This window comes from Pseudomonas sp. SR18, from assembly GCF_023701505.1.
GTDB lineage: Bacteria > Pseudomonadota > Gammaproteobacteria > Pseudomonadales > Pseudomonadaceae > Aquipseudomonas > Aquipseudomonas cyclaminis.
Genome location: NZ_JAMQAU010000002.1, coordinates 433,849 through 446,323 on the forward strand (window position 1 = coordinate 433,849; position 12,475 = coordinate 446,323).

The window sequence follows — 12,475 nt, forward strand, 5'->3', positions numbered from 1 at the left end:
CTTTTTACCGGCAATGGCCGTTATTTTCGAGAAAAGTGCACCACCAGCCGGTCGCCGACGGTTTGCAGAATTTGCACCAGGATCAACAGCATCACCACGGTGACCACCATTACATCGGTCTGAAAACGCTGATAACCGAAACGGATCGCCAGGTCACCCAGGCCGCCGGCACCGACCACACCGGCCATTGCCGTGTAGGACACCAGCGTAATCGCCGTCACCGTAATCGCCGCGAAGATGCCAGGGCGTGCTTCGGGCAACAGGGCGTTGGTGATGATCTGACGGGTGGTGGCGCCCATGGACTGGGTGGCTTCGATAATGCCGCGATCAACTTCACGCAAGGCGGTTTCCACCAGTCGCGCAAAGAACGGCGTAGCGCCTACGACCAACGGCGGGATCGCCCCGGCCACACCCAGGGAGGTGCCGGTGATCAGTACGGTGAAGGGAATCATCACGATCAGCAGGATGATGAATGGCAGCGAACGCAGGATATTCACGATCAGCGACAGCAGCGCGTACAGGCCCTTTTGCTCGAACAGCTGGCGCGGGCTGGTCAGGAACAGCAGCACGCCCAGCGGCAGGCCCAGTAGCACGGTGAAAAACAGCGAGCCGAACAGCATGATCATGGTGTCGCCGGTGGCGAGCCAGATTTCGGACCAGTCGATATTGGCGAAGAAACTCAGGAACATTTCCATTAGCGCAGCACCTCCATGTGGACGTCTGCGGCGGTGAAGCGGGCAAAGGCCGCTTCCATGTCACCGCCGGTGACCGCGAGGGTCAGTTGCCCATAGGGGATGTCTTTGATGCGGTCGATACGGCCGGCGAGGATGCTGTAGTCCACCCCCGTTTCGCGGGCGACGGTGCCCAGCAGCGGCGCGTAGGTCGCGTCGCCCTGGAACGTCAGGCGCACGATGCGGCCCGGTACGTGGGCGAAGTCGTCACGCTGCTCGCCTTCGTCGACCTGCTCGGCTTCTTGTACAAAGCGCTTGGTGGTCGGGTGCTTGGGGTGCAGGAATACGTCCGCCACCGAGCCTTGCTCGACGATCACGCCGGCGTCCATCACGGCCACCTGGTCGCACACGCGGCGGATCACGTCCATTTCATGGGTGATCAGCACGATGGTCAGTTTCAACTCGCGGTTGATCTCGGCCAGCAGTTGCAGGACCGACGCTGTGGTTTGCGGGTCGAGGGCGCTGGTGGCTTCGTCGCACAGCAGGATCTTTGGCTTGGTCGCCAGGGCACGTGCGATGCCGACGCGCTGCTTCTGGCCGCCGGACAACTGCGCCGGGTATTTCCTGGCATGGTCCGACAGGCCAACGCGGGCGAGCAGTTCAGCCACGCGCAAGTCGATGTCCTTGCGCGACAGTTCGCCGGCCAGGGTCAGCGGCAGTGCCACGTTATCAGCGACAGTCTTGGACGCCAGGAGGTTGAAGTGCTGGAAGATCATCCCGACCTGCTGACGGAAACGGCGCAGGCCGTTGGCGTCCAGCGCGGTGACTTCTTCGCCGTCCACCGTGATCTGGCCGCCACTGGGCTCTTCCAGGCGGTTGATCAGGCGCAGCAATGTACTTTTGCCCGCACCCGAGTGGCCGATCAGGCCAAACACCTGGCCGTTCTCGACGCGCAGGCTGGTGGGGTGCAATGCGGGAATATCCTTACCGGCGACGCGGTAGGTTTTATGGACGTTTTGAAACTCGATCACGTAGCGAACCTTGTGGGGCGCATTGAAAAGGGATCAGCGGTTAGCCGGGCGCGCATTTTAGCCTGTCCATCCAGTGTTTCTTAGCATTTATTTCGCATTCAACCTGTGATTTGGCAATAACGCGATCAAAGGTCATAAAAAAGGAACGGCCCAAAACCCCGTCAGTCACTACTAAAGCAACTCGATTTCCCAGGTGCCGTGCCTGGGGTTTTGCTCAAACGAGCCGGGGACCGCTCTGGCCACTTTGAATAAGGAGTTTTGACTGATGAGTACCAACAAGCCAGCCACCCCGCCGAAGAGTGAACTTGCGGGCACCGACACCCTGGACCGTGGCAACACCAACGCCAAATTGCAAAGCCTGGAACAGTTTCGCTCAGACGCCACTGGCCAAGCCTTGCGCACCAACCAGGGCGTGAAGATTTCCGACAACCAGAACAGCTTGAAGGTCGGCGCGCGCGGGCCTTCGCTGCTGGAAGACTTCATCATGCGTGAAAAAATCACGCACTTTGACCATGAGCGTATCCCCGAGCGCATCGTGCATGCTCGCGGCACAGGCGCCCATGGCTATTTCCAATCCTACGAGAACCATTCGGCGCTGACCAAAGCTGGTTTCCTACGCGACCCAGGGCATAAAACCCCGGTATTCGTGCGCTTTTCCACCGTGCAAGGGCCGCGCGGTTCCGGCGATACGGTGCGTGACGTGCGCGGTTTTGCGGTGAAGTTCTTTACTGATGAAGGCAACTTCGACCTGGTGGGCAACAACATGCCCGTGTTCTTCATTCAGGACGCGATCAAGTTTCCGGACTTCGTGCACGCGGTCAAACCTGAGCCGCACAACGAAATTCCTACCGGCGGCTCGGCCCACGATACCTTTTGGGATTTCGTCTCGCTGCAGCCGGAGTCGGCGCACATGGTGATCTGGGCTATGTCCGACCGTGCGATTCCAAAAAGCCTACGGAGCATGCAGGGCTTCGGCGTGCACACCTTTCGCTTTATCAATGCGAAGGGTGAGTCCAATTTCGTCAAGTTCCACTGGCGCCCTACGGTCGGCACCTGCTCCCTGGTGTGGGATGAGGCGCAAAAGCTGGCGGGTAAAGACACCGACTATCACCGTCGCGACCTGTGGGAGTCCATTGAAGGCGGCGACTATCCCGAGTGGGAGCTGGGTGTTCAGGTGATTCCGGAAGACAAGGAGCATGCCTTCGACTTTGACATCCTCGACCCCACCAAGCTGATTCCCGAAGAGCTGGTGCCGATTACGCCACTGGGCAAGATGGTGCTCAACCGCAACCCGGATAACTTCTTTGCCGAGGTCGAGCAGGTTGCGTTCTGTCCAGGCCATATCGTGCCGGGGATCGACTTTTCCAACGATCCGTTGCTGCAAGGTCGTCTGTTTTCCTACACCGATACGCAGATCAGCCGACTCGGTGGCCCGAACTTTCACGAACTGCCCATTAACCGGCCGGTGGCGCCGTTTCACAATGGCCAGCGCGATGCCATGCACCGCATAACGGTTGATAAGGGCCGTGCTGCCTACGAGCCGAATTCGATTGATGGCGGTTGGCCGAAAGAAACCCCGCCTGCGGCGCAGGACGGCGGCTTTGAGTCGTATCACGAGCGCATCGATGCCCATAAAGTGCGTGAGCGCAGCGAGTCGTTCGGTGATCACTTCTCCCAGGCGCGTCTGTTTTTCCACAGCATGAGCAAGCACGAGCAGGAGCACATCATCGCGGCCTACAGCTTTGAGCTGGGCAAGGTAGAGCGTGAGTTCATTCGTGCGCGGCAGGTTAACGAGATTCTGGCCAATATTGACTTGGAACTGGCTAAGCGCGTGGCGCAGAACCTGGGTTTGCCGGCGCCGAAAAAAGGCACTGTGCCGCAGCGCGAGTCGTCGTTGGCGCGCTCTCCTGCGTTGAGTCAGGCCAACTTGCTGTCGGGTGATATCAAGACGCGCAAAGTGGCGATCCTGGCTGCCAACGGGGTTGATGGTGCGGCGATTGATGCGTTGAAAAAGGCGCTGGAAGCTGAAGGCGCGCAGGCCAAGGTGCTGGGGCCGACATCGGCACCGGTGACCACGGCGGATGGCAAGCAACTGCCGGTGGATGCTTCCATGGAAGGGTTGCCGTCGGTGGCCTTTGACGCGGTGTTCGTGCCGGGTGGTAAAGACTCGGTCAAGGCGTTGAGCGGGGATGGCGTGGCGTTGCACTACCTGCTGGAGGCGTACAAGCATTTGAAGGCGATTGCTGTCGCCAGTGATGTGAAGCCGTTGTTGGACCAGCTCAAGCTTGAAGCGGATGCGGGGCTGATCGTTGGCTCGGATGCGAAAGCGTTCAAGGCGTTTTTTGCCGCGATTGCCCAGCATCGGGTTTGGGATCGTGAGGCTAAGGCCAAGGCGATTCCGGCTTAAGTTTTTGGTTGGTTGTTAGATCGCTATCGGGGGCAAGCCCCCTCCCACATTTGAATGTATTCACAGTTCAATTGTGGGAGGGGGGGTGCGACGATTCGACTTGCCCCCGATGGCTTCACTCCGCCTTGCGCGGAATCAAAACCACCTGCGCCGGAATGTTCTTCAGAATCTGCCGGTGAATCTTCAGTTCATACGCCGAATCAATGTGCTTCACCCGTTTGGTCAGCAACGTGGCCAACCACGGGTAATCTTCGGTGCGCGGCGCCTGGATGCTCACGTCACACTGGTAATTCACCACGTCGGTGGCGATTGCGTCCAACTGATGGCGCAGCTCTTCGATATTGGTGAGGTTCAAGGCCACCGTGGTGCCGGGCGCTGCCGGGTCGATGACCTTGGCGGCGGGTTTGGCTTCGGCGGCTTTGAGGGCCTCTTCGGCTTTATCCAGTTCGACCTTGCGGGCGTGGGTGATGGCGCTGTTGACGCCGCCGGTCAGGGCCGGTGCCTTGGGCATCAGCGCGCGGGCGCGGCTCAGGGCGGTGGCGGCGGCATTGACGTCGCCTTTTTGCAGCACGATTTGGCTGCGCTGCAGGTAGGCTTCGGCCAATTGGCGCTGGTAAGGCTCCAGCGTCGGGTCGTTGGGCGACTGGGCCTGTAGCGTGGCCAGTTGGTCTTCGGCAGTGGCAAGCTCGCTGCTGGCGAGGTTTTGCTCCAGCTGCGCGATTGCGGCAGCACGCGGGTCCGTGGCCTCGGGGGCGGCGGGCGGTGTGCTTTGACAGGCGCCCAGCAGCAGGGAAAATGCGGCAAGGAGCAGATAACGGGAGGTGAACAGCTTCATTCCTGCGACTCTCTATTTGCGCAAAAAGCGAGCAAGTCTACACCCCTCGACGGGGCAGGACAAAACTCAGCAGAAACAGGGCGGCCGCCGCGACCACAATCGACGGCCCAGCCGGCGTGTCCTTGAACCAGGACAGCGCCAAGCCCCCGCACACTGCCAGCATCCCCAGCAGGCTGGCGCCAATTGCCATCTGCTCGGGTGAGCGGGCGTGGCGTTGGGCGGCGGCAGCGGGAATGATCAGCAGCGACGTGATCAACAATACGCCGACAATCTTCATCGCGACAGCGATCACCACGGCGATCAACAGCATCAGGGCCATGCGCAACCCCGACACGGGCAGGCCTTCGACCCTGGCCAATTCTTCGTGCACCGTGATTGCCAGCAGCGGGCGCCACAGGGCAACCAGCAGCACCAGCACGGCTGCACTGCCGCCGAGGATCCAGGCAAGATCGGTGGGGCTGATGGCCAACAGATCGCCGAACAGATAGGCCATCAGGTCGATGCGCACTTCATGCATGAAGCTCAGTACTACCAGGCCCAGGGACAGCGTGCTCGGCGCCAGGATGCCCAGCAGGGTGTCCGAGGCCAGTGGCTGGCGCTGTTGCAGGGTCACCAGCAGTACCGCCAGCAGCAGGCAGCCTACAGTCACGGCGATGGTCGGGCTCACATCCAGCAAGAAGCCCATGGCCACGCCCAGCAACGCGGCGTGGGACAAGGTGTCGCCAAAATACGCCATGCGCCGCCAGACCACGAACGAGCCCAGTGGGCCTGCCACCAGCGCCAGAGCCAATCCTGCCAGCAGGGCGTAAAGCAGAAAATCAGCCATGCTTGCAGCCATCTCCATGAACGTGGGTGTGGGGCGTCGCGCTATCGTCCACGACTGCGCCATGCAGGTCATGGGCGTGGTCGTGATGGTGGTGGTAGATCGCCAGGCTCTGGGCGTTCTTGCCGAACAACTCGACGAACGCCGGGTCGCCGCTGACCTGTTCCGGGTGGCCGGAACAGCACACGTGGCGGTTGAGGCATACCACCTGGTCGGTGGTGCTCATCACCAAGTGCAGATCGTGGGAGACCATCAGCACGCCGCAGCCGTGGCGGTCGCGCAGGCGGGTGATCAGGCTGTACAGCTCGGCTTGGCCGGCGACATCAACGCCCTGTACGGGCTCATCCAGCACCAGCAACTCGGGCTCGCGCAACAGGGCGCGGGCCAGCAGCACGCGCTGCATTTCGCCGCCGGAGATGCTTTGCACGGGGCTGTCGATCACCTGTTCGGCACCGACTTCCTTGAGTGCAGCTTGTGCGCGGACGCGATCTACGCCGGGCACCAGGCGCAGGAAGCGCAGCACGGAGAGCGGCAAGGTTGGATCGACGTGCAGTTTCTGCGGCATGTACCCGACGCGCAGCTTGGGCTTGCGCCACACGCTGCCGGTGTCGGGCTTGAGCAGGCCAAGCACGGCACGCACCAAGGTGGTCTTGCCGGCGCCATTCGGGCCGATCAGGGTAACGATCTGCCCCGGCTCTACGCTCAGTGCGATGTTATCCAGCACATTTTGCCCGGCGAACGTGACCCCAACCTGCTCCAGGCGGATTAACGCGTTGCTCATCAAGCCCCCTGGCAGCCCGAGCACAGGCCGACCACTTCGACCGTTTGCCCCTCGACCTTGAACCCAACGTCGGCGGAGCTTTTGATAATCGCGTCACTGATGCTTTTTTGTTCAAGCTCGATGGCGGCGTGGCACTCGCGGCAGATCAGGAACTGGCCCTGGTGCGCGTGTTCCGGGTGGTTGCAGCCAACAAAGGCGTTGAGCGAGGCGATGCGGTGCACCAGGCCGTTTTCCAGCAGGAAATCCAGCGCGCGGTACACGGTGGGCGGCGCGGCGCGGCGGCCGTCCTGCTCGCTGAGCACGCCCAGGATGTCGTAGGCGCCCAGCGGCTTATGGCTCTGCCACACCAGTTCCAGCACCCGGCGACGCAAGGCGGTAAGGCGCAGGCCCTTCTGCGCACAGAGAGTGTCGGCTTCCGACAGCGCAGTGTGCACGCAGTGAGAGTGGTCGTGGGGACGGCTGGCAAGCGGTGTTTTAGGCATGAGCGGCGACAGACATTTGATAGAGACGTTATTATGTTACCCGTTCCTACGCCATTGAGTGGTCATCGTGTCCCGACTTTTTCCCGTTTTTGTCGTTTTTATCACCAGTTTGTTTATCACAGGCCCAGTTCAGGCCGAGGTCCGGGTACTCACCAGCATCAAGCCACTGCAACTGATTGCCACGGCTGTGCAGGACGGTGTGGCTGTTCCGGAGGTGCTGTTGCCGCCCGGTGCATCGCCGCATAACTTCGCGTTGCGCCCATCCGACGTACAGCGTGTGCAGTCGGTGGATCTGCTGTACTGGATCGGGCCGGATATGGAGAGTTTTCTGCCTCGCGTGCTGAAAGGTCGCACAGCGACCACGGTAGCGGTGCAAGATCTTCCGGGAATGAAATTGCGTCGTTTCGGCGAAGATAGCCATTCCCACGCCGACGATGCCGACGAACATGACCACGATCACCGCCCAGGCAGCTTGGATGCGCATTTGTGGTTGTCCACGGTGAATGCGCGGGTGATCGCGGCGCGCATGGCCGCGGACCTGAGCGCAGCCGACCCGCAGAATGCGGAGCGTTATCAGAGCAACGCACGAGCCTTCGAGGGTCGATTGGACGCGTTGGATGCCCGACTGAAAAAGCGTATGGCGGGCATCGCTGGCAAGCCTTACTTCGTGTTCCATGAAGCCTTTGATTACTTCGAAGAAGCTTACGGCTTGAAGCACGCGGGTGTATTCAGCGTCGCGGCCGAAGTGCAGCCAGGCGCCCAGCATGTGGCGGCAATGCGTACGCGATTGCAGGAAGTGGGCAAGACGTGTGTGTTCAGCGAGCCGCCGTTGCGCCCGCGTTTGGCCGAGACGCTGGTGGCTGGGCTGCCGGTGAAGCTGGCGGAATTGGATGCGTTGGGCGGGTACACCCCGGCGACAGCTCAGGGTTATGAGCAGGTGCTGGATAAGCTGGGGAATGATTTGGCTGGGTGCCTGGAATCGCTGTAACCCACAGCGCAGATCAAATGTGGGAGGGGGCAAGCCCCTCCCACATTTTTAGAGCGCGAACGGCAGTTGGACAGTGACCTGTTGGCGTTGCGCCAGCCGATGCTCAAACTCCGCAGGGTCATGAATCAGCACATCCTGTCCGGCAAACGACTCTGCGGCAATCAGGCGTGACAGCCAGAACCGCACGCATGCCACGCGCAGCATCGTCGGCCACAACTCGGCTTCCTTCGCGGTAAACGGCCGCAGTCCAGCATAAGCGCCCAACAATGCACGAGCGCGTTGCCCGTCGATGACGCCATCGGCATCCGAACACCAGTCATTCAGGGCGATGGCCACGTCGTAGAGCATCGGGCCCGAGCAGGCGTTGTAGAAGTCGATCAGGCCCGTCAGGTGAGTGCCTTCGAACATCGCGTTATCACGGAATAAGTCGGCGTGAACGTTGGCGCGTGGCAGGGCGAGGATGTGCGCTTTGTGCGCCGCAATCTCATCCAATGCATCTTGCAGCAGGCGCTGCTGTGCGTCATTCAGGTGCGAAATCAACTGCGCGCCTTCGCTGAGCATCCAGTCCAGGCCGCGATCGGTCTTGCGCTCCAGCACCTTTTCGCCTTGGGTCGCCAGGTGCAGGTGGCCAAGCAACTCCCCCACCTGGGCGCAATGTTGCGCGTTGGCTTCCTTGATGTGCTTGCCGGCCAGGCGCGGTTGCAGCAGCGCCGGTTTGCCTTTGAGTTCGCGCAATGCCAGACCGTCGGTGGTGCGCAGGGCGTAAGGCACGGGCAGGTCGGCGTCGTGGAGCACGTCGAGCAGCTCGATGAAGAACGGCATCTCGGCGACAGGGCCGCGCTCAACCAGGGTCAGCACGAACTCGCCCTGTTCCAGGCTGATAAAGAAATTGGTGTTTTCGCTACCGGCAGCAATCCCCTGGAAATCAAGCAGGCGGCCGAGCCCGTAAGGGGCGAGAAAGGTTTCTAGCTCGGGCCGAGCCAGGGGGGTGAACACAGACATGGTTAAAACTGCCAGTACGGGCGCCGCAGTGGCCGGCGCCAATTGAAATTAAGAAATCATTTCCATTCGAAGATCTTCCATGACGGGATCAGCATATCCGGCTGGTCAGAACGGATGAAGTTCGCGTCGGTTCCGTCCGCGCGTACCAGGAAATACGGTGGAGCGCCTTTTGGCGTGACCTTGATCGCGTACAAAAAGCCGTTTTGGCGGTATTCCTGGATGGTCTTGTCGCCTTCCGTGCGAATGGTCACTTCCGGATCGCCCGAAGGCGCATCGTCTGCCGCCATGGCAGCCATCGGAGCGAGTGCAATCAAGCCAGTCAACAGCAGGCGATTGAATGTACGCATGATAACCTTGTCCCTTTGTTTTCATTGGTCCGGCTATTCTAGCGCCTGACCCGCCGAAAAGGTTGATCCTGCTCATGAGCCAAGCGCCCCTCGTCCTGGTGGACGGTTCTTCTTACCTGTACCGCGCCTTCCACGCGTTGCCACCGCTGACCACCTCCAAAGGCCTGCCGACCGGTGCGGTCAAGGGCGTGTTGAACATGCTCAAAAGCCTGCGCAAACAGTACCCGGACAGCCCGTTCGCCGTGGTATTCGACGCCAAGGGTGGGACTTTTCGCGATGACATGTACGCCGAATACAAGGCCAACCGCCCAAGCATGCCCGATGACATGCGCGTGCAGATCGAGCCCCTGCACCAGAGTGTGATCGCCCTGGGCTTTCCGTTGCTGTGCGTCGAAGGCGTCGAGGCCGATGACGTGATCGGCACCCTGGCCCGCAGCAGCGCGGCCGCTGACCGTCCGGTGGTGATCTCCACCGGCGACAAGGACATGGCGCAACTGGTCGACGGGCACATTACCTTGGTCAACACCATGACCGGTAGTGCCATGGACGTGGACGGCGTAAAGGAGAAATTTGGCGTCGCTCCGGAGCAGATCATCGACTATCTGGCATTGATGGGCGATTCATCCGACAACATTCCAGGCGTTCCGGGCATCGGTCCTAAGACCGCTTCCGGCTTGCTGGTGGGTGTGAATGGCGGCCTCAAAGAGCTTTATGAACAGTTGGATATTGTGCCGACCCTGCCGATCCGCGGCGCCAAGACGCTGCCTGCCAAGCTTGAAGAGCACCGGGAGATGGCGTTCCTTTCGTACCAGTTGGCGACGATCAAGATCGATGTGCCATTGGACGTAGGCCTGGGTGATTTGCACCTGATTGAACCGAACCGCGAGAAGCTGCTGGAGCTGTACACGCTGCTGGAGTTCAAGAGCTGGATTGATGAGATCCAGCGCGATGCCAAGCGAGTTGAGCTGAAGGCGGCGCCCGTTGTTGAGGCAGCCGTTGAGCTCGCAGCGCCGGTAGAAACGTCCTACACCACGATTCTCGACCAAGCCACGTTCGATCTGTGGCTGAAGAAGCTCAACGACGCGAAGTTGTTCGCGTTCGACACCGAAACCACCGGAATCGACGCCCAGCAGGCGCAGTTGGTTGGCGTTTCCTTCGCCGTGCAGCCTCATGAGGCGGCCTATATTCCGCTGACCCACTCCTACATCGGCGCGCCGGAACAGCTTGATCGTGACGCCGTACTGCTGGCGTTGAAGCCGTTACTGGAAGATCCGGCCAAGCTGAAGGTCGGCCAGCACGCCAAGTTCGACATGAACATCCTGGCCAACTGCGCCATCGGCGGCGACCCGGCAAATGGCATCACTGTGCGCGGCATCGCCTTCGACACAATGCTTGAATCCTACGTGTTGAACTCCACTGCGACGCGCCATGATATGGACAGTCTGGCCAAGAAGTACCTGGACCACGACACCGTCAGCTTCCAGGACATCGCCGGCAAAGGCGCCAAGCAGCTGACGTTCGACCAGATCGCGCTTGAGCAGGCCGGCCCCTATGCGGCCGAGGATGCGGATGTGACCTTGCGGTTGCACCAGGCGCTGCACGCGCAGTTGGCTGCTATCCCGAGCCTGGCCAGTGTGCTGACGGACATCGAAATCCCTCTGGTGCCGGTGCTGGCGCGTATCGAACGCCAGGGCGCCTTGGTGGATGCCCAGTTGCTTGGCGTTCAGAGCATCGAGTTGGGCAACAAGATGGTAGAGCTGGAGCGCCAGGCATTCGAGATCGCCGGTGAGGAGTTCAACCTGGGCTCGCCCAAGCAGCTCGGGGCGATTCTCTATGAAAAGCTGGGCCTGCCGGTACTGAAGAAGACGGGCAAGGGGCAGGCGTCTACTGCCGAAGAAGTACTGGCCAAGCTGGCCGAAGATGATTACCCGCTGCCCAAGGTACTGATGCGGTACCGCAGCATGAGCAAGCTGAAAAGCACCTACACCGACCGCCTGCCCGAGCAGATCAACCCGCGCACCGGGCGGGTTCACACCTCTTATCACCAGGCCGTGGCGGCGACCGGGCGCTTGTCTTCCAGTGACCCGAACCTGCAGAACATCCCGGTGCGTACCGCCGAAGGGCGGCGGATTCGTCAGGCATTCGTGGCGCCAAAGGGCTACAAACTGCTGGCGGCGGACTATTCGCAGATCGAGCTGCGGATCATGGCGCACTTGTCCAAGGACGAGGGCTTGATGAATGCGTTCCGCAACGATCTGGACGTGCACACCGCCACGGCAGCCGAGGTGTTTAAGGTTGAATTGACTGAGGTCACGTCCAATCAGCGTCGCAGCGCCAAGGCGATCAACTTCGGCCTGATCTACGGCATGGGCGCGCAAAAACTCGGCAAGGACATCGGCGTCGATACCAAGACGGCCAAGGCCTATATCGACGTGTACTTTGCCCGCTACCCTGGCGTTCGCGAGTACATGGAGCGCACCCGCGCCCAGGCTGCCGACCAGGGTTATGTAGAAACCTTCTTCGGTCGCCGGCTGTATCTGCCGGATATCAATTCCAATAAGCCTCAGGAGCGCGCAGCCGCAGAACGCACGGCGATCAACGCGCCGATGCAGGGCACCGCGGCGGACATCATCAAGAAAGCCATGGTGCTGGTGGACAACTGGCTGACCGACTCGGGCCTGGATGCCAAGGTGATCCTGCAGGTACACGACGAATTGGTGCTGGAGGTGCGAGAGGATCTGGTCGCGCAAGTCAGCGAGAAGATTCGCGAACACATGAGCGCGGCAGCACAGTTGGATGTGCCTTTGGTTGTCGACGTGGGCGTGGGCGATAATTGGGACGAAGCCCACTGATATCGGGCATTTGCCACCGCCGAGGGTGGTGGCAGAGTGCTTTAGTTCAGAAGTCGCCGTGGGTTATTTCCAATAGTTTTTTGATCCTGTCGGAACTTAACCCGTGAACTGCTACTCAGAGTTACTGAATGGGTGGTGAAGCCCTTCAATGCTCCTATGTTGTGTTAAGTGTTGGCAGATATCTGGACCCCGCCCTAGCGGTCCAGTACTTGAACCCCGAACTTCCCCTCCCCATACGAAGTCCGGGGTTTTTTTT

Annotated in this window: 11 protein-coding genes; 3 read left to right on the forward strand and 8 right to left on the reverse strand. The window is 60.6% G+C overall.

The genetic code is table 11. The features are described from left to right. Positions 1-20 precede the first annotated feature (20 nt). Positions 21-695, reverse strand: a complete 675-nt coding sequence (locus tag NDJ82_RS05850; protein WP_099586196.1) for a methionine ABC transporter permease — start codon at positions 693-695, stop codon at positions 21-23. Further along, positions 695-1,702 carry a methionine ABC transporter ATP-binding protein gene (locus NDJ82_RS05855; protein ID WP_099586197.1) on the reverse strand — a complete coding sequence of 336 codons (1,008 nt, stop codon included), beginning with the start codon at positions 1,700-1,702 and terminating at the stop codon, positions 695-697. The genes NDJ82_RS05850 and NDJ82_RS05855 overlap by 1 nt, the downstream gene beginning before the upstream one ends. Before the next feature lie 265 nt (positions 1,703-1,967). Here NDJ82_RS05855 and katE point away from each other — a divergent pair, with 265 nt between their 5' ends. After that, on the forward strand, positions 1,968-4,109 hold the full coding sequence (gene katE, locus NDJ82_RS05860) for a catalase HPII (protein ID WP_158879304.1): 2,142 nt from the start codon (positions 1,968-1,970) through the stop codon (positions 4,107-4,109). A gap of 115 nt (positions 4,110-4,224) precedes the next feature. On the opposite strand, the gene NDJ82_RS05865 is transcribed toward katE, so the two are convergent. The 4 genes from NDJ82_RS05865 to zur are packed head-to-tail and all read right to left on the reverse strand — an operon-like array spanning position 4,225 to position 7,030. After that, a complete protein-coding gene (locus NDJ82_RS05865; RefSeq protein WP_250925077.1) occupies positions 4,225-4,944 on the reverse strand; it encodes a PA5502 family lipoprotein in 720 nt (239 codons plus the stop codon). A 37-nt stretch (positions 4,945-4,981) separates the two neighbouring features. After that, positions 4,982-5,770, reverse strand: coding sequence for a zinc ABC transporter permease subunit ZnuB (gene znuB / locus NDJ82_RS05870; protein WP_099586200.1), 789 nt, complete (start codon positions 5,768-5,770; stop codon positions 4,982-4,984). Continuing rightward, complete coding sequence (gene znuC / locus NDJ82_RS05875) at positions 5,763-6,548, reverse strand: zinc ABC transporter ATP-binding protein ZnuC (protein ID WP_099586201.1); 786 nt, start codon at positions 6,546-6,548, stop codon at positions 5,763-5,765. The genes znuB and znuC overlap by 8 nt, the downstream gene beginning before the upstream one ends. Next, positions 6,548-7,030, reverse strand: coding sequence for a zinc uptake transcriptional repressor Zur (gene zur / locus NDJ82_RS05880; RefSeq protein WP_017528744.1), 483 nt, complete (start codon positions 7,028-7,030; stop codon positions 6,548-6,550). The genes znuC and zur overlap by 1 nt, the downstream gene beginning before the upstream one ends. Before the next feature lie 58 nt (positions 7,031-7,088). Between zur and NDJ82_RS05885 the strand changes: the two genes are divergently transcribed. Further along, positions 7,089-8,018: a zinc ABC transporter substrate-binding protein gene (locus NDJ82_RS05885; RefSeq protein WP_250925078.1), complete on the forward strand. Its 930-nt coding sequence runs from the start codon at positions 7,089-7,091 to the stop codon at positions 8,016-8,018. Positions 8,019-8,066: 48 nt separating this feature from the next. On the opposite strand, the gene NDJ82_RS05890 is transcribed toward NDJ82_RS05885, so the two are convergent. Then, on the reverse strand, positions 8,067-9,020 hold the full coding sequence (locus tag NDJ82_RS05890; protein ID WP_099586203.1) for a homoserine kinase: 954 nt from the start codon (positions 9,018-9,020) through the stop codon (positions 8,067-8,069). 56 nt (positions 9,021-9,076) lie between these two features. After that, positions 9,077-9,367 (reverse strand): DUF2782 domain-containing protein, encoded by a 291-nt coding sequence (locus NDJ82_RS05895; RefSeq protein ID WP_017528747.1) that lies wholly within the window; start codon positions 9,365-9,367, stop codon positions 9,077-9,079. A gap of 74 nt (positions 9,368-9,441) precedes the next feature. Here NDJ82_RS05895 and polA point away from each other — a divergent pair, with 74 nt between their 5' ends. Then, complete coding sequence (polA, locus tag NDJ82_RS05900) at positions 9,442-12,219, forward strand: DNA polymerase I (protein WP_250925079.1); 2,778 nt, start codon at positions 9,442-9,444, stop codon at positions 12,217-12,219. The last annotated feature ends 256 nt before the right edge of the window (positions 12,220-12,475 follow it).